This is a genomic window from Nostoc sp. NMS7, from assembly GCF_017115085.1.
GTDB lineage: Bacteria > Cyanobacteriota > Cyanobacteriia > Cyanobacteriales > Nostocaceae > Nostoc.
The window spans coordinates 60,779-82,815 of the sequence record NZ_JABXKJ010000270.1 but is presented as its reverse complement, the minus strand read 5'-3'; the positions used below and the strand labels follow the sequence as shown (position 1 = coordinate 82,815).

Annotated in this window: 16 protein-coding genes; 8 read left to right on the top strand and 8 right to left on the bottom strand. The window is 41.6% G+C overall.

Translation table 11 applies throughout. The features are described 5' to 3' along the window. Positions 1 to 14 precede the first annotated feature (14 nt). Genes HWQ38_RS40070 through HWQ38_RS40060 form a run of 3 tightly spaced genes read right to left on the bottom strand, consistent with a single transcriptional unit; the run spans position 15 to position 2,016 of the window. A complete protein-coding gene (locus HWQ38_RS40070; RefSeq protein ID WP_292806094.1) occupies positions 15 to 689 on the bottom strand; it encodes a response regulator transcription factor in 675 nt (224 codons plus the stop codon). Positions 690 to 748: 59 nt separating this feature from the next. Continuing rightward, the gene (locus tag HWQ38_RS40065; protein WP_292806092.1) at positions 749 to 922 is read right to left on the bottom strand and encodes a hypothetical protein; all 174 of its coding nucleotides are present in this window, start codon (positions 920 to 922) and stop codon (positions 749 to 751) included. Next, the gene (locus HWQ38_RS40060; RefSeq protein ID WP_292806089.1) at positions 919 to 2,016 is read right to left on the bottom strand and encodes a HAMP domain-containing sensor histidine kinase; all 1,098 of its coding nucleotides are present in this window, start codon (positions 2,014 to 2,016) and stop codon (positions 919 to 921) included. Before HWQ38_RS40060 ends, HWQ38_RS40065 begins: the two co-directional genes overlap by 4 nt. Positions 2,017 to 2,496: 480 nt before the next feature. Here HWQ38_RS40060 and kdpA point away from each other — a divergent pair, with 480 nt between their 5' ends. The 4 genes from kdpA (at position 2,497) to HWQ38_RS40040 (ending at position 8,858) form a co-directional block, all read left to right on the top strand. Continuing rightward, positions 2,497 to 4,182 (top strand): potassium-transporting ATPase subunit KdpA, encoded by a 1,686-nt coding sequence (gene kdpA, locus HWQ38_RS40055; RefSeq protein ID WP_292806086.1) that lies wholly within the window; start codon positions 2,497 to 2,499, stop codon positions 4,180 to 4,182. Positions 4,183 to 4,716: 534 nt separating this feature from the next. Next, entirely contained in the window at positions 4,717 to 6,822 is a 2,106-nt protein-coding gene (kdpB, locus tag HWQ38_RS40050) for a potassium-transporting ATPase subunit KdpB (RefSeq protein WP_292806188.1), read from the top strand. Between the two features lie 38 nt (positions 6,823 to 6,860). Beyond that, positions 6,861 to 7,460 (top strand): K(+)-transporting ATPase subunit C, encoded by a 600-nt coding sequence (gene kdpC, locus HWQ38_RS40045; RefSeq protein ID WP_292806083.1) that lies wholly within the window; start codon positions 6,861 to 6,863, stop codon positions 7,458 to 7,460. Positions 7,461 to 7,670: 210 nt separating this feature from the next. Continuing rightward, complete coding sequence (locus HWQ38_RS40040; RefSeq protein WP_292806080.1) at positions 7,671 to 8,858, top strand: universal stress protein; 1,188 nt, start codon at positions 7,671 to 7,673, stop codon at positions 8,856 to 8,858. On the opposite strand, the gene HWQ38_RS40035 is transcribed toward HWQ38_RS40040, so the two are convergent. The 3 genes from HWQ38_RS40035 to HWQ38_RS40025 all read right to left on the bottom strand — a co-directional run bounded on the left by HWQ38_RS40035 (position 8,830) and on the right by HWQ38_RS40025 (position 13,267). Then, positions 8,830 to 10,329, bottom strand: a complete 1,500-nt coding sequence (locus HWQ38_RS40035) for a carotenoid oxygenase family protein (RefSeq protein ID WP_292806077.1) — start codon at positions 10,327 to 10,329, stop codon at positions 8,830 to 8,832. The two genes, HWQ38_RS40040 and HWQ38_RS40035, sit on opposite strands and share 29 nt — an antisense overlap. A 144-nt stretch (positions 10,330 to 10,473) precedes the next feature. Further along, positions 10,474 to 11,889, bottom strand: a complete 1,416-nt coding sequence (locus HWQ38_RS40030) for a folate/biopterin family MFS transporter (protein WP_292806074.1) — start codon at positions 11,887 to 11,889, stop codon at positions 10,474 to 10,476. Between the two features lie 586 nt (positions 11,890 to 12,475). Next, positions 12,476 to 13,267 (bottom strand): hypothetical protein, encoded by a 792-nt coding sequence (locus HWQ38_RS40025; protein ID WP_292806071.1) that lies wholly within the window; start codon positions 13,265 to 13,267, stop codon positions 12,476 to 12,478. A 251-nt stretch (positions 13,268 to 13,518) separates the two neighbouring features. Here HWQ38_RS40025 and HWQ38_RS40020 point away from each other — a divergent pair, with 251 nt between their 5' ends. The 3 genes from HWQ38_RS40020 to HWQ38_RS40010 all read left to right on the top strand — a co-directional run bounded on the left by HWQ38_RS40020 (position 13,519) and on the right by HWQ38_RS40010 (position 16,579). After that, positions 13,519 to 14,718: an anhydro-N-acetylmuramic acid kinase gene (locus HWQ38_RS40020; RefSeq protein WP_292806068.1), complete on the top strand. Its 1,200-nt coding sequence runs from the start codon at positions 13,519 to 13,521 to the stop codon at positions 14,716 to 14,718. 155 nt (positions 14,719 to 14,873) lie between these two features. After that, positions 14,874 to 15,320 (top strand): hypothetical protein, encoded by a 447-nt coding sequence (locus tag HWQ38_RS40015; RefSeq protein ID WP_292806065.1) that lies wholly within the window; start codon positions 14,874 to 14,876, stop codon positions 15,318 to 15,320. Positions 15,321 to 15,565: 245 nt separating this feature from the next. Continuing rightward, on the top strand, positions 15,566 to 16,579 hold the full coding sequence (locus HWQ38_RS40010; protein ID WP_292806062.1) for a glycosyltransferase family 2 protein: 1,014 nt from the start codon (positions 15,566 to 15,568) through the stop codon (positions 16,577 to 16,579). Between the two features lie 99 nt (positions 16,580 to 16,678). On the opposite strand, the gene HWQ38_RS40005 is transcribed toward HWQ38_RS40010, so the two are convergent. Then, a complete protein-coding gene (locus HWQ38_RS40005; protein ID WP_292806059.1) occupies positions 16,679 to 17,932 on the bottom strand; it encodes a glycosyltransferase in 1,254 nt (417 codons plus the stop codon). A gap of 1,195 nt (positions 17,933 to 19,127) precedes the next feature. Here HWQ38_RS40005 and HWQ38_RS40000 point away from each other — a divergent pair. Continuing rightward, on the top strand, positions 19,128 to 20,684 hold the full coding sequence (locus HWQ38_RS40000) for a serine/threonine-protein kinase (RefSeq protein ID WP_292806056.1): 1,557 nt from the start codon (positions 19,128 to 19,130) through the stop codon (positions 20,682 to 20,684). A gap of 472 nt (positions 20,685 to 21,156) precedes the next feature. Here the strand turns inward: HWQ38_RS40000 and HWQ38_RS39995 are convergent, their stop codons facing one another. Continuing rightward, positions 21,157 to 21,354 carry an NblA/ycf18 family protein gene (locus tag HWQ38_RS39995; protein WP_104908243.1) on the bottom strand — a complete coding sequence of 66 codons (198 nt, stop codon included), beginning with the start codon at positions 21,352 to 21,354 and terminating at the stop codon, positions 21,157 to 21,159. Positions 21,355 to 22,037: the final 683 nt, after the last annotated feature.

Genomic DNA, 22,037 nt, shown 5'->3' with positions numbered 1-22,037 from the left:
CTAGTAAAATGTATCTAATTAATTAATAATTCTGGTGCTACCAATCCTTTTTGGATAGCTAAAACTGCGGCTTGGGTGCGATCGCGTACTTCTAGTTTCTGTAAAATAGCATGAACATGAACCCGCACTGTACCAGGGGCAATGTAGAGAATCTCAGCAATTTCCTGATTGCTTTTGCCAGTTGCTACCAGTGCCAAAATTTCTTGCTCCCGCTTCGTTAAGGGATTTTCTAAGGATTCCTCAGTTTTTGCAGGTAGCAACACAGTAGGATTGCCCTCAAAAGCGGCTCTAATTTCTGTTGTTGCCGTTTGATCCCACCAAGAAGCGCCTGCTGCAACCGATCGCACTGCTAATATTAAAGACTCAGATGGAATACCTTTGAGACAGTAACCTTGCGCCCCGACAGCAATTAACCGTGAAATCAAGGGTTTTTCAGAACGAGACGTTAAAACCAGAATTGGTAAAGTTGGGTGCTTCTGCTTGATTTGGCGACAAGCCTCAATCCCGCCAATCCCCGGTAAACCTATATCTAGCAAGACCAAATCCAGGGGATAGCGATTTGCTAACTCTACAGCTTGTTCCCCATCTTCTGCCTCTGCGACAATCTCCAAACTAGTTTCTTGTTGCAACCGCATCCGCAGACCAAGCCGAAATAATTCATCATCTTCAACCAGCAAGATTTTTGTCATTTGTCATTGGTCATTGGTCATTGGTCATTTGTCATTGGTCATTGGTCATTTGTCATTGGTCATAGGGTATTCTCCTTATCTACTTTATCCCCCTTATCTCCCTCATCTCCCTTGTCTCCCTTGTCCCCCTCATCTCCCTTGTCCCCCTCATCCCCCTCATCTCCCTCATCCCCCTCATCTCCCTTGTCTCCCTCATCTCCCTTGTCTCCCTCATCCCCCTCATCCCCTCTCAACTTCCCGGCGGTGGACAAACAGGGAGTCTGAAACCAAACAGTGCGCCCCGTGGTGAGCGATTCTCTGCCCAAATTGTACCCCCATGAGCAACAATAATTTGCCTAGTCAAATAAAGCCCCAGTCCAGATCCTGAGACGTGGCGATCGCTATGTCCTTGATAAAACCTTTCAAATAAGTGGGGTAACTCTTCTTCGGTAATGCCGGAACCAGTATCGAGTATTTTTACTACTTGATCGCTAGAATAACCTTCAAGTACTACTTCCACTTTACCGCCACGAGGGGTATGATTAATGCCATTACTCAAAAGATTGGTGAACACTCGCCCAAGTTGCAAAGAATCGCCATTTACCCAGAGAAAGCTGCGAAAATCTGATTCGCCATAGTGTAGAGAAATATAAACCTGACGTGTTCTCGCTAGTTCCGCCAGGGTAGCGATGATCTCCTCCGCCACTGTCACCAAATTAACGGGTGATATCTCTAGTTTCAGCCCTTCGGCATCATTGCGGTATACATCTAAAAGAGTTTGGACTAATTGTAGTGTACTGCGATGACTACGAGCCATTGTTTGGAGAACTTTTGCCTGCATTGGCGTGATTTCACCAAATTGCTCATTTTGAAAATATTTCAGCGTTTCAATTGCTCCTAATAGGGGTGTTTTCAAATCATGCGTTAGGGTAGAAACAAAATCTTCACGCATGATAGCTAGTTGTTCTTGGGAGCGTAATTGTGCTTGCGTATAAGCGATCGCTTCTTCATTGCGGTGGTTGCGATCGCTTAACCAACCCGTTACCACCAATGCCAACACTGCAATCAACCTATTTGCCAACGTTGGGGGATGAATCATTTCTCCTCCGGGAACAAACAAATTCAATAATGTTAATCCTGCAGCTGCAAGAGTGACTCCTAATACTGCTCCCCGATTCAATCGATAATCAGCTAACAAAATCGTCCCTGTGTACAGGTAGCCAAATACGTACTCAGGTGGTGTCAAATATTCCAAGCTGATTACGATAGCAAAGGCGATCGCTATTAGCCCGTATGTCTCTCCACGCTCAGTTATAGCTTCTTTCATAGTCACTAATCGACTTAACATCGTCATTTATGATTTACTAAAAAATCGTGATCATCCAATCTGTATAACTATTTAATTCAGCAATTATGGTTTATCTCCAATCTATATCTGCAAATGCCAACTTGATAATTAATCCTAAAATTAAGTAGCAAACTTGGAAAATGTATTGTATAAACAAATAATCCTAACTAGTTGAGATAGATGAATTAAGAGTAAAAATTAAATATTCTTAACAAAAACTTTAGCAAGTATCTGGAAAATAGTCAGAACTGAAAATAGTAAATCCCTCGAAATCAAATACCCCAACAGTTAATCTGTTATTTATAAGAATTGGCTTGCTAGCACTTAGCGACTTCCAAATAAAAAAATATCCAAAAATTTCTTGTGGTGCGGGCATCTTGCCCGCTAATCACCAAGGACGGGCAAGATGCCCATCCCACAAGATAGAATAATTTATTTTTTGGAGTTCACTTAACTTAAATTTAATTGAGCGCAAAATCTATGGAACAAGGTTTTTTGCAAATTGGCTTAACGCTGTGTATTGTCATAGCAATCACTCCGCTATTCGGAAGATACATAGCGCGTGTCTTCTTGGGAGAAAGGACACTGCTTGATTTTTTAATGAACCCCATAGAGCGAAGTATGTTCATACTAGCGGGTGTTCGGAGAAAGGATGAGATGACGGGTTGGCAATATATCCGGGCTGTAATATGTAGCAACTTCCTTATGGGTATTTCAGTGTATTTGCTGATATATTTTCAGAGACTCTTACCGTGGAATCCTAACGGCTTCGGTGCTCCCACCTGGGATGTATTATTGCACACAACCATTTCCTTTGTGACGAATACCGATCAGCAACACTATGCTGGTGAGACAACCTTAAGTTATTTTAGCCAGGTAGCGGCTCTAGGCTTTTTGATGTTCACCTCCGCAGCCACGGGGTTATCTGTGGGAATTGCCTTTATTCGCGGGTTGACGGGTAGAGGATTAGGAAACTTTTACGTCGATCTCGTCCGTGGAATTACGCGAATATTGCTGCCGATTTCGATTATTGGTGCGATCGCCTTACTTGTAGCAGGTGTACCACAAACATTAGCTGGGACTCTGGATTTAAAAACCTTGGATGGCGGCACACAATATCTTGCCAGAGGGCCAGTGGCATCCTTTGAAATGATTAAACTTTTAGGCGACAACGGCGGAGGCTTTTTTGGCGTAAACTCAGCTCATCCCTTTGAAAATCCCAATGGCGCTTCTAACTTAATAGAAATGATCGCTATGATTTCTATACCAGCAGCCTTGATTTACACTTACGGTATATTTGCTAATAATATCAAACAAGCTTGGCTACTTTTTTGGATGGTGTTTGTAATTTTTGTAGTTCTAGTGGGAGTAACAGCCGTGGGAGAACTGCAAGGTAATTCCCTGGTTAATAACGCTTTGGGATTAGAACAGCCTAATTTAGAGGGTAAAGAAGTTCGATTTGGCTGGGGACAAACGGCATTTTGGGCAGTGATGACTACTGCTACTATGTCTGGTGCTGTGAATGGAATGCACGATTCTTTGATGCCGCAAGGAATATTTTCGACTCTCTTCAACTTGTTTATCCGGGTTATCTGGGGTGGTCAGGGAACTGGGACAGCTTACTTATTTATTTACTTAATTCTCACAGTATTCCTAACTGGACTAATGGCAGGACGCACCCCAGAATTTTTAGGACGCAAAATTGAAAAGCGGGAAATCGTCCTCATCGGCGTGGTGCTGTTGATTCACCCAATTCTAGTTTTAATTCCCAGTGCGATCGCCTTAGCTTATCCCATCTCCCTATCTGGAATTAGCAACGCTGGCTATCACGGTGTTTCACAAGTAGTTTATGAATACGCCTCAGCAGCAGCAAATAATGGCTCCGGCTTAGAGGGGTTGAGGGATAACACCCTGTGGTGGAACTTAAGTACTTTAGTTAGCTTAATAGGAGGACGCTACATTCCGATGATTGCCATCTTGTTGTTAGCTGACGGTATGTCTAGCAAACAACAAGTACAAGAAACCCGTGGTACCCTCAGAACTGATTCTCTGATATTTACTAGTATCACGGCTGGAGTCACACTGGTTTTAGGAGTGTTGACTTTCTTTCCCGTTCTGGCTTTAGGCCCCATAGCGGAGGGTTTGAAACTAGCATCTGGTGGTTAGAAAATTTATGAGTTATGAGCGATGCCCTGAGCAGTTCGGCAAGTGTTACCCTGAGCTTGTCGAAGGGCTCACTGTAACACCTGCCGTACCACTTCGTGGAAGCAAGCTACGCGCAGCGCGATGCCCTGAGCTTGCCGAAGGGTCTCGTAGAGAAGGGTTATGAGTTTGGAATTAAGAGAATACCAAAAAATAAATAAATTATCCGGTTTCGTAGTTTCGTAGGGTATGTTAGCGATCGCGTAACGCACCATCCGATGAAGGTGAGTTAGTAATGCACCCTACAGGTTGGATCTATTTTTTATTGTAAGTTCCTAATAACTCCTAACTCCTAACCCCTGTACAGACGCGATTAATCGCGTCTCTCCTAACCCCTGTACAGACGCGATTAATCGCGTCTCTCCTAACTCCTGTACAGACGCGATTAATCGCGTCTCTCCTAACTCCTATACAGACGCGATTAATCGCGTCTCTCCTAACCCCTGTACAGACGCGATTAATCGCGTCTCTCCTAACTCCTACCTCCTAACTTTATTTATAAATCAAGTGGCAACTAAGTTCAAAGCTAGACGCCCAAATTATCGTCCTGGCGATCGCCGCCAAGCACGTAAAAAGGCTAGGGCAAGTAATAAGTGGCTGTACTTCAGGGCAATTAGAAATGCTTTTGTCAAGCTAAACCCTAAGTATGCAATTAAAAATCCAGTGATGTTTGTGGTTTGGGTGGCGACAATCATCACCCTATTGCTAACAATTGATCCCGATCTATTTGGCCCAGCCCTGCAAAAGAACCCGCAAGTTTTCAACGGCTTGTTGTCCGGGATTTTATTCTTTACAGTTTGGTTTGCCAATTTTGCTGAAGCATTGGCACAAGGACGGGGCAAAGCCCAAGCCCATGCCTTGCGTTCAACTGTGGCAGAGGCGATCGCTAAAAAACTTGCTTCCGACGGCACAATTAGCGAAGTTTCCTCCACCAGCCTCAAACAAGGCGATACCATCTACGTCGTTGCTGGCGATATGATCCCCGCCGACGGCGAAGTAATCATGGGTGTCGCCTCCGTGGATGAAGCGGCAATTACTGGGGAATCCGCACCAGTATTAAAAGAATCAGGCTCCGACGTTGCCAGTTCCGTCACTGGGGGGACGCGGATTATTTCAGATGAACTAATTATCTACATCACCTCTGACCCAGGCAAAGGTTTCATTGACCGGATGATTGCCTCCTTAGAAGGGGCAGAACGCACCAAAACACCTAATGAAATTGCCTTAACAGTATTGCTGGCAGTTCTCAGCTTAATGTTTTTGTTTGTGGTGGTAAGTATACCCGCACTTGCTTACTATGTCAACAGTCCAGTCAGCATCCCAATTTTGATTGCCCTGTTAGTGGCGTTAATTCCGACGACCATTGGCGGCTTACTAAGTACCATCGGCATTGCTGGTATGGATCGAGTTGCCCAATTTAACGTCATTGCCACCTCAGGACAAGCAGTCGAAGCCTGTGGTGATATCAACACTTTAATTCTCGACAAGACAGGTACAATTACCCTCGGCAACCGCCAAGCGGAAGAGTTTATTCCCATTAACGGTTATTCAATCTCGGAAATTGCTAATGTTGCGTGGGCGGCTAGTCTCTTTGACAATACACCAGAAGGTAAATCCATTGTCCGACTGGCAGAAAATTTAGTAGCACGGTTTGATTTTGACTCCACTCAGGCAGAAGCAGTTGATTTTTCCGCCAAAACACGCATGAGTGGCACAAACTTAGCTGGTGGACATGAGGCCAGGAAGGGGGCAGTAGGAGCCATTAAAGGATTTGTCCGTTCCCGCAACGGACGCGATACCCCAGAATTGGATGCTGCCTACGAACAAGTTTCTCGTCTAGGAGGTACACCCCTAGCAATCAGCCTAGATAACGAAATCTATGGGATTGTTTATCTTAAAGATATTGTGAAACCTGGTATCCGCGATCGCTTTCTTGCACTGCGACGGATGGGAGTGCGTACCATCATGCTAACTGGAGACAACCGAATTACAACTTCTGTCATTGCCAAAGAAGTTGGGGTGGATGACTTCATTGCCGAAGCCACACCGGAAGACAAAATCAGTGTCATTAAAAATGAACAAGCAACAGGTAAACTGGTAGCCATGACCGGAGATGGGACTAACGATGCTCCAGCATTAGCTCAAGCTAACGTCGGCGTCGCTATGAATACAGGGACGCAAGCTGCAAAAGAAGCCGCCAACATGGTCGATTTGGACTCCGATCCCACAAAGCTGCTTGAGATCATTACCATCGGCAAACAATTATTGATTACTCGCGGCGCATTGACGACATTTTCGCTCGCTAATGATATTGCTAAATACTTTGCAATTATCCCAGTGATATTTGTCGCTGCTAACCTGCAAAGCCTGAATATGATGAATTTGACTAGCCCTAAGTCTGCTGTCTTATCAGCGCTGATTTATGATGCTTTGATTATTCCAGCTTTGATTCCCTTGGCATTGAAAGGTGTGCGGTTTAGACCCCTGACAGCTAATCAGCTAGTCCAACGCAATCTCTTAATTTATGGTTTAGGTGGGGTGATTGCGCCGTTTATCGCCATTAAGTTGCTCGATATACTAATTACAGTTGTGGGCTTGGCTTAAGTTAAAAATAAAATATTAGCAGCAATTGGAAAATTTTTATGGCTATTATTCGAGAAACCATCAGAGCAATTTTCATAACTCTGATGCTTTGGTTGTTGACTGCAATCATCTATCCTCTGATAATCCTTGTAGTGGGTCAAGTTTTTTTGCCCTATCAAGCCAACGGCAGCATCATGCTGAATCTAAATAATCAACCAATTGGTTCGGCTTTAATTGGTCAGGTGTTCACATCTGAGCGATATTTCCATCCTCGTCCCAGTACTGTTAGATATAGCCAAGGCAAAAAAGCCAAGCCAACTGGCATATCTGGAGCCAGCAATCTCGCTGCTAGCAATCCAGAGCTACTAAAGCGGATTTTAGAACAGGCAAATCAATTACGAGACGAAAATCTTAACCCGCTCGCTGATATAATTTATACTTCTGGCTCCGGTTTAGACCCGCATATTTCCTTGAAAGCAGCACGGCAGCAATTGACGCGGGTTGCTGGTGCGCGGCGAATAAAAGACAATGAGATCCTACCTTTAATTAACAAGTATACTGATGAAAGATTTTTAGGGATTTTTGGGGAGCCGGGAGTCAATGTTCTCCGATTGAATTATGCTCTTGACTTGCAAGATATTAATCGTCAGCAAAATTAAGAAATCGGAAGTGGGGAGTGGGGAATAAATAGTTAATGAAGTCGGAAGTCGGAAGTCGGAAGTCGGAAGTACAGTTTTGTAACTTGTGTTGAGCGAAGTCGAAACACGGGAATTTAGACCCCGCCACAAAACTTAAAACCGTGCTAGAAGGACGGGGTTATAAAAATTTCTTTTCCCTACTCCCCATTCCCTATTTTCAAGGTAGGTCTAATGTCAGATAATACTAATACTGGTTCGGCTGGCACTCCTTTAAATTCTGCAAGTTACTCGCTTTATCCGCCACGACGACGGGGCAAGCATAAAATCTTTATTGGCATGGCTCCTGGAGTAGGCAAAACTTACCGGATGCTGGAAGAGGGACATGCACTCAAACATGAAGGAATTCATGTCGTCGTTGGGCTTTTGGAAACCCACGGACGCAAGGACACAGCTGAGAAGGCAAAGGGACTGGAGATTTTACCCCGCAAGCAATATCTTCAAGATAGGTTGATGCTAACGGATATGGATACAGATGCTATTTTAAAGCGATCGCCCCAATTAGTCTTAATCGATGAACTTGCCCATACTAATGTCCCTGGTTCACCACACGAAAAACGCTATGAAGATGTAGAAGTAGTTTTGGCAGCAGGTATTGATGTCTACTCCACAATGAATGTGCAACATTTGGAAAGTCTCAATGACCTAGTAGCCCGAATTACAGGTGTAGTAGTTCGTGAGCGAGTTCCTGACAGGATTCTGGATGATGCAGATGAAATAGTATTAGTAGATGTCACACCGGAAACGCTACAAGAACGGTTATTAGAAGGGAAGATTTATGCACCCGACAAAATCCAACAATCCCTGGATAATTTTTTCCACCGCCGTAACCTGATTGCTTTGCGGGAGTTGGCTTTGCGCGAAGTAGCAGACAACGTGGAAGAAGATGCGATCGCCACTATCCGTAACAGCCAATCCTGTAATATTCACGAGCGGGTTTTGGTATGTATATCCACTTATCCCAACTCAGTGCAGCTGTTACGTCGGGGTGCGAGGTTGGCTAATTATATGAGCGCCCCACTTTATTGCTTGTTCGTTGCCAATCCAGAACGCTTCCTCAGCAAAGGGGAAAGCCTACATATTGACACTTGTGAGAAACTTTGTAAAGAATTTGAAGGTACTTTTCTTCATGTTACCAACAGTAACGTCGCCAATGCGATCGCTGAAGTCGCCGAAAAATATCGGATCACCCAAATTGTAATTGGTGAAAGTCAGCGATCGCGCTGGCAAATGCTCCTCAAAGGATCTTTGACGCAAAAATTAGTCCGCTTGCTCAAAAATATCGATTTGCACATCATTTCCAGCGAAAAAATGGTTTCACCTAAAGAGGGGATCAAATTTCTCCAAAAACGTCACAAGTAAAGCTCCCATGCAGACCGTAGGGGATATGATGCTTGAGATGTAGCCGCGCCATCACTCCTTTAGAGAAATCACTAGCATCCAAAATTACCAAATCTGAGCGGTGATGAGCAGCATCATAAACCAAAGCTAATACCCAACCATCATGTTCCTTTTCGGAACCTGGACGCGGCACAAAAATCGGCTCACCCACAAAACCACGGGGTGCAGCACTCCAAAGTTGTCTTTCACCAGACTTTAAATCAATTTTTAACAATGCTTGTAAGGGAGCATTACCAGTTTCTGCATGAGCCGCAGCTATATATAGATATCGATAAGGGTGTCCCACATTCGCCGGATGTATGCTGGGAAATTCACAACAACGGCCATCAATCAATTCCCGCCGTACTGTCCCATCCTTTAGATTCAAATAAAATCGCCAGAGTTGCCCAGGTGAGAGCGCCTCAAAATCAACTTGTCGAAAATCGCTTTTAGGTTCGATTTTTGATAAATCTTGGTAGCAAATGGAGTCAACCAAAACTTCCTCTCCTACCTCAAAAGCATTGACATGATGGAAGACGAAACCCGACTGAGTTTCCAGAATTTTTATCTTTTCTTGCCCTTCTTTGGGGAAGCGGGGAATAATTAAAATTTGAGTTGGCTGATTTGGCTGAAATTTGATACATTCTCCCGCCGCACGTATTCCCAAGGCGAAAGGTATAGGATTAAAGGTGACAGGATTTTGAAAGAAGATACAGTAATTGCGAGTAATGACAAAATCGTGGATGAAAGAGAAACCTGGAACCTTATAAGCGTGCTGTCTGACAATTTCACCTGCTGGGTTTAGCTCAAAAATAGTAATTCTGGTAGATAATCCCGGCTTAATCGAGAAATTTACTAGGCAAGGTGCGCCGCCATCTTGATCACAATTCTTTTCCAAGCGGGGATGTGCAGCGAAAGCTTCACCTGCTGACAAAGCACCATTAAAATATTCATTACCCAAGGTTTCAAGAGTATAGGGATCGAGGCGATATGCTTCAGATCCTTCCCACAGTGCTAGCAGTTTACCACCCCAATAGATAACATTTGTATTGGCGATATTTTTGAGTCTGAAGTCAAAGATATTAGCTAGCCAACCGCCGGGTTTTTGAGTCCCAAAAGTACCGCGATAGAGAATTTTCCCCGCCTTTTGCTCTGCCAAATAGCCAGTTGTGCGGACAAAGCGGTTGCGAAAATGAGCGCGGCCGTTAGTAAAGGTAATTTTGCTAATTATCCCATCCCCATCAAATGGGTGATGAAGAAGTTGCCCATTCACATCCAACAAACCGGGGCCATTTCTAAACAGCGTACCTTGTAATTCTCTGGGAATTTCTCCTTCTATATCATCAATCCAATAATCAAACTCTTGCGTCAGAGATTGATATCCTCCTTGCCAGTCTCCACGAGTATAGGATTTTTCTGTAACTGGGCTTTCTTGACTTTTAAAACTCTGCATGTACTTTGTTTTTTACTGTTACTTTGCATTACTTTGCACGAAAATATCTAGCCGCTAGAAAAAAATTTCTTTACGACTTTGCTAGCGTCTCCTTTCCCTTGGCAGAAGACCGCACTTGCTCAATTTTGCGTAATATTTATTAGACTATTCAACGATTTTTGACTCTGATTCTCTCAGTACCAATTCAGACATCAAATCAGGCAAAAACGGTTGTTCTCCATCTTTGGGTGTCTCAGTTTGCTCCTCAGCAGCAGGTAGCCACTTGATGAATGGTAGGGGTAACAGCGTACTGAGGTTAGTAATTACCACCAATAGCCAAAGTGACTCAAAGTTCGTTGCAGTGATCCCCAGCCAATAGGTGATTAATGCCCCCAATGCATGGGAAACCGTTGCTGCTGAATTAAACACCGACATTAACAAAGCAAATAATGTCGCTTCCACACCAGAGGGACAAAGCCTTGCTGCTAACACCATCACTTGCATAAAGGCAATTTTGCCCATTACAGAGAGAATAAGACTATCACCCAAACTAAACCAGTGGTCATCTATATTTAATAGCCTGTTTGTGTGAGTCACTAACAACAGCATCGTCATCCCCAAAATTGAGGAAAGGACAGTACTCCAAGCAAAAATCACGCGAAAAGGGATGCTTTTGAGGTAACGTTGAAAAATCCAAACACCTGCTAAAGAAGCGAAACTTGTTACCAAATGCACCCGCCCCAAAAATTCTGGTTGAAAGTGTAGTTCGTTGGTAGAGAAGTAGAAAAAGGCTGAGTCTGCATTTGGCGTAGCTTGCCAGATGAAAATAAATGCCGTTGGTAGCCAAATTGATTTTTGGGTAATCGCTTGGCGTAGCTGCCCCAGTTGATGTTTGATTGGTAAAGAGTTAGTGTGATTACTATCTTGAGCATCTTTGCTAACGGGCGACTCAGCAATTAACCAAGCTACCCCTGAAACGATCAAAGGGAATAAGGCGGTAATCCCAAAGACAGTACGGGTAGTAAAGTATTGCAGCAGCAGACCGCTAAAGTATGCTGTTATTAAACCTCCGATCGCAGCAGCACCCCAGCACAGAGATTGTAGTGAACCTGCTTTCGCTTGTGATTCGCCTCTAGCTCGTTCCACAACCAGCGAGTCAACTATAACATCACTCATGGCGACAGAGAGAGAACTAAGGGCGATCGCTAACGTCGCTGCCCAGTTGGTATGAACTATTGTCGCCAGACTTACCCAAGAAACAGATCCCAGTATCCCGGATAAAATCAAGTAAGGACGCCGACGATAGCCAAATATCGGCAAGCCATCAGAGATAAAACCAAACACCGGCTTGATCATCCAAGGTAGAAAGACAATTCCCAATAGCGCCGACACTTGAACTGGACTCAGTAGCAGTTCATCTTTGAGGAAAAAGCTAACAGCTAGACGCGATAACCCTAAAATTCCTTGGACAAAGTAAACCGTGAGAATTGCAATTAACTCTGCATTAGGTTCATTACCCAAGAAGATTTTTTGTGTTAACGAGTCTTTGACCTTGGACAAGCCAGATGATTGAACCACCATTTGATAAATATTTTTTAAATTTTATTTACTTTTCTATCATATCGATTCTTCAGATGTGGGTTTTCTGTAAGCTGTTTCCTTTTAAGTAAGTGGGTGTGAATAATTAAAGGTTAGTAGTCAGGGCTTTATCCCGGAAAATAGCGCTGAAGCCCTGACTACGAGCCAATTTAATTAATTTTATATTGCGTAACATAGTTTGATTTATTCTTGCCCACTTACTTATTTCTTCTTTGAGAATTTTTTAAGAGTTTCTTAACTACTTTTCTTTCTTCCAGCAAGACTGCCTTAGACGCATTCCTACTCTGAAAGCTTGCCATGCTTTGCGTGTAGGAGAAGGGTGATCATAAGGATTAGGGCGAACCTACCGTCAGTAAGCTCGCCCTAAGTTGTATTTAATGTTGAATTGTCGTCGAAAGTTTTAAAATCCCGTCTACGGCACACTACGCGAACGTGAAGCCTGGGGTTAGAGTGTAGAGAAAATCAGAAGAATCTTACCAAATCATTGATAAAACCTAACATTATAACCTTTCAGGCACAGTTTGTCAACACCAAGTCAGGAAGGTGACTTCCTGGCTTAGGCATCCACTTATGACAATTGCAAAACTGGCTTTTTGTTAACTCGACGAGTCATAACTGAACTAGCACCCACAAAACCAATCACAAGAACTCCTAATAGAGAAGAAGACTCAGGAACTGCTTTGGTAACTACATTACCGGTGATACTCTTGTAGCTAGTGGCAACTGTGTGATTATCTGATTCAAAACCAGTTCCGCCAATATTGCTGAATTGAACCTGATCAAAAGTTCCGGCAACATCATAGAAGTTGATGAACGCATAGGGTTCTCCAGTATTTTGATTTGTCGAATTAGGATTACCGTAATAGCTGGCTTTATTTGCTAGCTTTCCGATATAACTAACCACATCGGCAGTAGTTATAGTTTGTACAACCTTATTTTGTGAAAGAAATGTCAGTACGTTATTAGCGTCTCCTGCAGACCACCAAAGTCCAAAGTAACTTTGTGCGGTTGCCAAATTTAGGGTGGAAACCGTTTGACCAGATATGTTGGCGTTTACATCAAAATATTTGCCTGTTCCACCAGCACCACCATATTGGTCTGCATTCTGGATCAGAGTAGTCTTATAGCTACCAACATTTGTCGTTCCATCATTCGATTGAAAACCTGCTGTACTGTAACCTGTTGTTTGTGCATCAAAAGTTTGTACATGAGCATTCACAAGATTTGATGATTGTGCATTTTGTACGCCTGCGTTTTCGATTGATACCGTAAAAGACGTAGCCATTACAGGACGGGTAAAAGTAGCCAAGGACAAAACGACACCAGAAGCGATCGCGGACTTAATTAAAAGACTTTTCATTTGGCAATTCTTCTCGGATTTAAAATTTTTCTCGTTCAACACTCATTGTCCGAGGTGCTGCGAGATTTCAACATCAGAATAATTACTACTTTTGCGATTTGACTCCGCGCAGAGAAAAATGTAATTTATTGAATTTCATTTAGAGGAAAATTACTGATATTATGTTCTCTAATGTCAATCGCTTTATATAGAAAGCGCAAAGTTATCAGTGCTAAATTGTAAACAAACTTTTTTTTATAAAAGGTGCATAAATGCATCCGACTGAAACAGCTGCTGTCTTTACTCGCGTTATCGGTTTAATTAGTGGCACATCCGTAGATGGCATAGACGCCGCCTTGGTAGAGATTTCCGGTACAGAATTGGATTTGAAAGTTGAGTTGCTAGCTGGGGTAACATATCCCTATCCAGCCGAACTCAGAGAAAGAATATTGGCAGTTGGTGCAGGCGTTGCGATCTCAATGGCAGAATTGGCAGAAATAGATGATGCGATCGCCATTGTGTTTGCCCAAGCCGCCCAAAATATTCAAATTGCTCATCAGCCAGCCACTCTCATTGGCTCCCACGGTCAGACGGTTTATCATCGACCACCTGCGGATAGGGGAATGGGGAAGAAAACCACTCCCCACTCCCCACTAGGTTATAGTCTGCAACTAGGGCGCGGTGCATTAATTGCCCATCTTACGGGTATTGCAACTGTGAGCAACTTCCGCGTTGCTGATATCGCTATTGGTGGTCATGGTGCGCCTCTCGTGCCGAGAGTAGATGCCTATTTACTCAGTCATCCCCAGGAGGGGCGTTGTATTCAAAACATTGGTGGTATTGGTAATGTTGCTTATATTCCGCCTCGGCATGGCGACTGGCTTGCAAAAATTCGCGCTTGGGATACTGGCCCAGGAAATAGTCTATTGGATCTAGCGGTGGAGCATTTAAGCGCTGGTGCTAAAACTTACGATGAAGATGGCAATTGGGCAGCGAGTGGTACTCCTTGCCATCCCTTGGTAGAACAATGGCTTAACCAAGACTACTTTCATCTACCGCCGCCCAAATCCACTGGTCGAGAGTTATTTGGTGTGACTTATATGCATCAGTGTTTAAAAGATGCCCAAGCATACCAACTTAATCCTGCCGACGTATTGGCAACTCTCACCGAACTTACAGCTGCTTCAATTGTTCATAGTTACCGCACTTTTTTGCCGTCAATGCCCCAACGACTATTATTATGTGGCGGTGGTAGTCGCAATCTCTATTTGAAACAAAGATTACAGTTGTTGTTGACATCAATACCAGTCTGGACTACAGATGAAGTCGGCTTGAGCGCAGATTTTAAAGAAGCGATCGCCTTCGCGGTTTTAGCCTACTGGCGGAATTTGGGTATTCCTGGCAACCTACCTACTGCGACTGGGGCACCTCAAGAAGTGCTTTTAGGAGAAATTTACCAAGGTCAGTATTGAGTAGTGAGTCCTGAGTAATGAGTCCTGAAACAGGAAAAACAAATAAGATCAAAAAATTTCTTCAACGCGATCGCGGTTCATTCTTCACTTCATTACTCAGTACTGCTATAACTGTAGTCTTGGCGGCACTCTGATCAAGGCAGGGAATATAAAAGGTGGCTCATACTTTTTTATTGGAACCAGGACGCTGGGCAATACAAGGAAATTGGCTGGAACGTAATGGGATGCCAATCACCGTCAAGGGTATGACCTTAATAGCTTGGAATCGAGATAACTGGTTCACTATGGCCACAAAACTAATATTTCCTGGTAGCGATCGCTCGGAAATCTCTTTGCAATACAAGGGGCGGTTGCATGATGGAGAACGTCAGTATACTTTTTTACTCCAACATAATCTTTTGGGGCAGGTTGAAGGCGAAGGCTGGATTGGTCTAGATACTATTGTGCAGCATTACCAGGTACTAGGCGATCGTCAGCGTCGTAGTGGGTTTGAAACCCTACACCGAATTTCGCAAGATACATACTACCTCAGTAGTGGTGTCTTGGCTGGTCATTTTTTAACTAACACAATGGAAGCTAGCCTTGAGCGGCAATCAAGCTAAGGGCAGGAAATAGCTAGTACATCACGCCAAACATAAAGCAACCATTTAAAATCGATCAAAAGCAAATTGTATAAGCTTTTAGAGATTGAGCAAGGCAATTATACTATCAGAATAGGGCTAAAGCCGCTCACTACAAACCTGGAATAATTCACATCTATCTGCTGTATATTAAAAAAGGAATTTTCTTTCTTATTATTCGCAATTTTAGCATTTTTATCTAACCGTGTAGTCAGGAGTTTAGTTTTGTGAATCCTAAAGTCTCAGTCATTATCCCTGCTTATAATACTGAAGCTTATATTGCTAAAGCAATAGAGTCAGCCTTAGAGCAAACGCTTACTGATATTGAAGTTATCATAGTCGATGATGGTTCAAGTGATAAAACTGTAGAAGTCGCTAAAAGTTTTACTGACGAACGTCTCAAAGTCATAGTTAATCAACAAAACCTTGGCGTTTCTGCTGCGCGTAATCGTGCCCTCAAAGCAGCCCAAGGAGAATGGATTGCTGTTCTTGATTCAGATGACTGGTATGCTCCTGAAAGATTAGAAAAGCTTGTATTACTGGCAGAGCAAAAAAATGCAGATATGATTGCTGACGATCTTCATTTAATTAGAGATGGTGCAAAATCTCCTTGGAGTACATTGATTCAAGAAAGTGGAGAACATATAGAGAAAATTCTCCAAATTGATATCGTTTATTTTGTGAGAACTGATGTCTATAGGCAACGGGGATTGCATCTTGGTTTAAGCAAGCCTATATTCAAACGAGAATTTTTGCTTAAACATGGCATTGAGTACGATGAAGAAATCAGGATGGGTCAAGATTTTTGGATTGATATGAAATGCTTAATCAAAGGATCTCGCTTTTTTATTGAACCAAAACCCTATTATTTCTACCGTTCACGCCCTGGTTCTCTTGTACATCAAAGCCAATTAGCACGTCTAAATCAATACTGCAAAGCTACTAATTATTTCATGCAACAAGAGGCTGTGAAAACAAATCCCGATTTAATCCGCGCTCTATATTATAATCTTAAAGTCTCGAAGAAAAACCTAGCTTACCTTCAAGTTGTAGAACCGATAAAACAAGGAAAATGGTTAACAGCATTGACAGAAATAAGGAAAAATCCCGGCTTTTTTTATGATTTTACTTCTCGATTTAAAAATGTTGTTGAGCGGCGAATTCAATACTATGTGATTGGTAATAAATCAAGTTTTGATATGTATCCTAACCTACATAAAAAACGAAAAACTCCAAATTAGTAACATCACAGTTATATCAAAAATTAATCCATCTTTAGATAGTTAGAATGAGGCTGAAAGTAAAAAACCTGCTTAAGCAATAATTATGGCAATATCAATTTATAACTGCTGAAAATCTTTTTGTATAAGATTAATTATACAGTTGCGATCGTAATGTTTTATAGCAGCAGCACGAGCTTGATTTCCTAGCTGTTCGCAAAGAAAATCATTTTTAAATAATTCTAAGCAAGCTTGGGCAAAATCTTCAGGCTGATCTCGAAGCATATATTCTTTGCCGTCGATAATTTCTAGTCCTTCTGCTCCAACACTAGTGGAAACAATTGCTTTTCCATAGGCGGCTGCTTCAATTATTTTAAGTCGAGTCCCACCTCCAGATAAGATGGGGCAACAAACCACGCGAGTTTGGTCATAAAGAGCATTTATATCTGGGACAAAGCCTGTAAATTCAACTCCAGGAATATTATCACTATAAGTACGAATATTCTCTGGACTCTTGCCAGCAATAATTAAACGTGCTTCTGGCTGCTGCTGATAAATCAGCGGCCAAATATTCTCTATTAAGAAATTAGCACCAATAACATTATTAGGCGATTGGTCATAATTTCCTAAATACAGCAAATTTGAATTGCTAGGAAGCGAACTTTTTTCCGTTGGGATAGTCACAGCGTTTGGTACTGTTTGAACCTGAGAACCATTAAACTTTTCTGAAATATATTTACGGTCGATCTCAGAACAAACAAATGTTAAGTCTGAAATTCCAACAGCACGAGAAAGTAGTAATTGTTTGTGAAGAGTCTGAAAAAAGAAAAGAGGAGCTGATTTAATATGTTCCCAGAAATTACCTAAGTAACGTAGCTTATATTTCCATATCCTTTTGTAATAATCAGTGTGGGAAACATCATCAATATCAAAAAAAATAGCGGGAAAGTTATATTTAGTACCTAACGCTGGGACAATTGACAGTAACCTACTAAAGAATATTATGTCAGGTTCTATTATTTCCAGCTTCTCTTTTAAAAATCTACTTTCTAACGAATTCCTGCTAGAAAACAATCTTTGTTGATCGTAAGAATTCAAAATTAAATCTATTAATTTCCCTACTAAATTACCTCTCACTACATAAGGACAAAGAGATAAACTAACCTTTTTATTTAATTTACTGCTTAGATTTGTTTCTATTTGAGCAGTTTTTTCTAAGGTAAAATTTCCTTCTCCCTCACTAAGATAGTAAAGGATGTGGATCTCCGCAATATCCTTGAGTGCATCGATAAATAATTCTAAGCGTTTAAACCATCCATGCTTATCAGTTTTATTGTCAGTTGGGAAGTGACACGTAACAATTAAAGCTTTCATATATGCGTGTAACAATCAATAGCTTTTGTGCAAGGAATATTTTTCTCTATAAATAATAAGCGTCTAAGTCTATACTTTAAAGTAAAATATGCATTTTACTACTCTAGGTAATTGATTAAATATCCTGATGTAAAAGACTATTTATTGCTTGGAATCTAAAAAATTTTTGATGATGTAGACTTTTATTTTTAGTTAAAAAACAATGTTTTGACTAAAAATAAAAGTTTATTTTGTTTGTTTTCAGCTAAGTAAATATAGCAAAAATAGCAGAAACTTTGAATTTCTACATAAAACTTTACATTCAGAGGAGATTCCAAGAAAGTAGAGAAAACTAACAGCTGATGGTCTCTAATGCCGTTGCAGCGTAAGCTCATCTAATTTAAGTAGACCTAAAAGTTCTGCGATCGCTCTGGAATAATGACTTACTGAATCTTGTTTTGAACTAAAAAACTGTATTTTTGAATACAATTTTTTATTGATATTTTTTTGGATTGTATTATAAGTAAAAATAATGTTACATTAGAACGAAATATGCAATGCCAACACTCGCCTCAAAATATACTCAATAATCTTAAAGATTCATCTAAAGTTAAAGATGAATAATTTGAATTTTTAGGAGTATTTAGTTTAGCTGTAACTGCAACTAACGCGGTTTTCACTGATGGTAAAATCTTCGATTAAGTAGTTAATTGTTTAATAGAAAATATTCCGATCAAAAATTTGATATGCAAAACTCTGTACTCACGACCAAGTTATAAGAACTTGGTCGTGAGTATGGTACTCCCTAATTAAGGTTTTTGCTAGATATTAGAGTTATTTATTTAGTCAAAATTGGGCAAACTAAAATTAGATCACAATTAAAGTGCAAAATGGTAAAAAGCGTCATGATAAATATACTCTTTCTGCTTGTTTGATTTAGGATGTTGCACCAGTTGTAATAACCATCTCGGCTCCAAACTGGCAGATCGTGGTTTAAATCCTCTTTTAGAGGACTGAAAAATCTAGTACAGCACCGCCGAAACAGAGCAACGATTGGAAATCACACAAAAGCTTATCCTATAAGCTCTTTCCCCTCCGATTTCTGTCTGGCGGTACGAGTCTAGAAAGTCATTTATAGGCGCAATAATTCAGATATCAGTTTGAATGCACTTTTACTCCCAAACACTTACAATCTGCTTTTAGATTTAAATTCTCTATGTCAGACCCCAACATTGGTCGCTTACTCAGCAAACGCTACCAACTCCAGGAGTTAATCGGTACTGGAGCAATGGGTCAGGTTTATCGTGCTAAAGATACTTTGTTGGGAGGTGTACCCGTTGCCGTTAAGTTTCTTGCCCTGTCAATCCAAAATGAAAAGCTGCGATTGCAAGACCGCTTTGAGCGAGAAGCAAAAACCTGTGCTTTACTAGGGCAAAAAAGCATCCACATTGTCCGAGTTATGGACTATGGCGTAGATGACAATAATACGCCGTTCTACGTGATGGAATATTTACAAGGACAAAGCCTGAACAATATTATTCGCAAGCAACGACTGCCTTTACCAAGATTCCTGAGCATGGCGCGTCAACTTAGCCTGGGGTTACAGTGCGCTCATGATGGTATCCCAGTTGATGGTACAATTTGCCCAATTATCCATCGTGATGTCAAGCCAAGCAATATACTGGTGATTCAAGATCACAGTTTCGGAGAATTGGTCAAGGTTCTAGATTTTGGTATTGCTAAGTTATTACACTCAGATGGCGACCAGACAAAATTTTATTTGGGGACATTGGCTTATTCTTCTCCCGAACAGATGGAGGGTAAAGAATTAGACAACCGTTCTGATATTTATAGTTTGGGCGTGATGATGTTTGAGATGCTCACAGGCAAAATGCCACTAATGGCATCAACTCACTCTTTTGGAGCGTGGTATAAAATACATCATTATCAAAAACCACGTTCTTTTGCTGAGATTGCGCCGGGATTAGAACTACCAAAAGAAATCGAAAATTTGGTTATGAGTTGTCTAGCTAAAATACCACGCGATCGCCCCCAAAATATCGCTGAAATCCTCAGAGTTTTAGCATCTCTAGAAAAGCCTGAGCATACACCCATGCTTAAGCAAGACAGCCATGCCCTAGTTCCTGCTATTACAGTTAGCCCTAAGCTTATTGAACAAAAGACAAAAGCCGATTTGCACGCATCCGGGTCAAACGATGAAATAGCTAGGGCTATTTCATGGCCTGAAAATAAACCAATTGCCGATATTGTGTTTCCCCAGCCCATTCATACCAATGGGGAGGTTTTACCGGCTCTGTGGGTGATGCTACCGCAAGAGGAAATTCAAAAGCGCTTACTCTGTACCCGCTATAACCAATTTCTTTTCATTTCTATTCCTCATCCCATGCTGCTATGGATTACTGTGATCTACAACCGCAAACATGGCGCTAAATGGTTACCTTATTACCTTGATCTCAAAACCAGTCTTGGTCAACAAATTGTCCGGTTACTACAGCATACAGGTTATTACCGCCTGTTGTTCTTTGGACGAGAAGCACCAAATCACTGTACCCATATCTTATTTTCCAGCATCGCTTCTGCCCAGCGCCAACGACTACAAGAGTGGGTCGCAATCAGCAATACATTGATGTCCTCTGGCGACCCGCAATTTAGTAAAAGGTTACTCAAAAGCGAGTACGAAAAGATTAAGCCTCAAATTCTGGCAAAACTGGAAGGTATTGATACAGATTCTCCACACGATCTTTGCAGCTAGGCATAATTTCCTAATGTTACATATTTGAGATGGAAGATTGATGTGGCAACTCCAAGTATGTAAACTTTTATAAACAAAATATATATAAATATGTAAGTTCCGGTTATATGTATAAAGAGCGAAATAACTAGCTGCCAAAGCAGTGCTATCTAAATTCTCTCTGGCTATTCCTGTGTACATATTCTAGATGAGTATAAATTTACGCAGGTGTGATTCTCAGACTAGACGAAACAAAAAGAAGTTTGGCTAAAGCAAACAATAAATTTAGCCGATAAATCTAAACTTGGGTCTAGACTCCAGCAAATATGCCGTAGGCAATGTTTACTTAATTCTTAGTTAATTTCGGTAATTGAAATTTTGCGCGGCTTTTGTGGAATTATTTATCGAAGTTGACGCCCCGACAGCCCCAGCTCTTTTCCTCTTTGGAACCAAGCAAGAGAAGGAGGTCGTCCACTGCGACATCAGAACGACTCTATGCCATAGTGGAACCTGAATCTAAGCCCCACTGGTGCTTAAGAAGCTCTTGATAAGTTGCCTCGCGTACTACCATTTGCTCATAAAGCTTCACCAAAAAGTCTTTAGCTTGATCGTGGCTCATATTTTGCACCTGAGTAGAAAACGAGCAGATACTGAATTGCTGCTCCAAGGACAGTTTCATTGGTTGGTTCATAACTTAACTCCGAAAAAACAACGTGTAAAGGTGATATCGCTCACAGAAGTCCAAATGGGATAAGAGTTGGACTTGTAACTGTCCAACATTTGTTCCTCCGTATTAAGAAAGATAACAATTGTTTGACAGGTTTGCCCACATCCGAAATGCGGAATTTTTCTGATCTGATATTTTGCACCTAATCCTACTGATATACCACCCAAGTCAGGCAACCATATTCCGGAAAATAGGCTCTATTTGGACTCAGATAGGTATAACTACCTCTTTGACTCCTTGCTGCTTTGCACAACTCTTCTTTGAGGAGAAGAGCAGATGCTATCCTTAACCCTGGATAGTTTTTCTTAAACAGAAAAGCTAATATGCTGTCTCCCCCAATCTTGAGGAAACTTGGCAGGGTTGGAATTTTAAGCAGGTTGGGGAATTAATGGTAATAAGCGTGAATTATAGCCGCTTTACCTTATTACGTGCAAGAAGTCAATTTACCAATTTATGCAAATTTAGCCTCATTAGGTCACTTTGCATGCTAAAAGTATTTGTATCAAATTGTAAAAAGGAAAAATGCTCACGCTGAACAAATTGCTGAGTATATTTACCGGATTAGTCATTTGTCCTTGGACAATAAGCAATGGAAAATGACAAATACTTCTCTACGAGAGGCTGCGCCAACGGCTTCTCTACCAGAC

Excerpts from the sequence above, each read along its gene's own strand:
- HWQ38_RS40070 (WP_292806094.1), bottom strand. The coding sequence starts at position 689 with ATGACAAAAATCTTGCTGGTTGAAGATGATGAATTATTTCGGCTTGGT.
- HWQ38_RS39995 (WP_104908243.1), bottom strand. The coding sequence starts at position 21,354 with ATGAACCAACCAATGAAACTGTCCTTGGAGCAGCAATTCAGTATCTGC.
- HWQ38_RS40035 (WP_292806077.1), bottom strand. The coding sequence starts at position 10,329 with ATGCAGAGTTTTAAAAGTCAAGAAAGCCCAGTTACAGAAAAATCCTAT.
- HWQ38_RS40030 (WP_292806074.1), bottom strand. The coding sequence starts at position 11,889 with ATGGTGGTTCAATCATCTGGCTTGTCCAAGGTCAAAGACTCGTTAACA.
- kdpA (WP_292806086.1), top strand. The coding sequence starts at position 2,497 with ATGGAACAAGGTTTTTTGCAAATTGGCTTAACGCTGTGTATTGTCATA.
- kdpC (WP_292806083.1), top strand. The coding sequence starts at position 6,861 with ATGGCTATTATTCGAGAAACCATCAGAGCAATTTTCATAACTCTGATG.
- HWQ38_RS40060 (WP_292806089.1), bottom strand. The coding sequence starts at position 2,016 with ATGTTAAGTCGATTAGTGACTATGAAAGAAGCTATAACTGAGCGTGGA.
- HWQ38_RS40025 (WP_292806071.1), bottom strand. The coding sequence starts at position 13,267 with ATGAAAAGTCTTTTAATTAAGTCCGCGATCGCTTCTGGTGTCGTTTTG.
- HWQ38_RS40040 (WP_292806080.1), top strand. The coding sequence starts at position 7,671 with ATGTCAGATAATACTAATACTGGTTCGGCTGGCACTCCTTTAAATTCT.
- HWQ38_RS40005 (WP_292806059.1), bottom strand. The coding sequence starts at position 17,932 with ATGAAAGCTTTAATTGTTACGTGTCACTTCCCAACTGACAATAAAACT.
- HWQ38_RS40020 (WP_292806068.1), top strand. The coding sequence starts at position 13,519 with ATGCATCCGACTGAAACAGCTGCTGTCTTTACTCGCGTTATCGGTTTA.
- HWQ38_RS40000 (WP_292806056.1), top strand. The coding sequence starts at position 19,128 with ATGTCAGACCCCAACATTGGTCGCTTACTCAGCAAACGCTACCAACTC.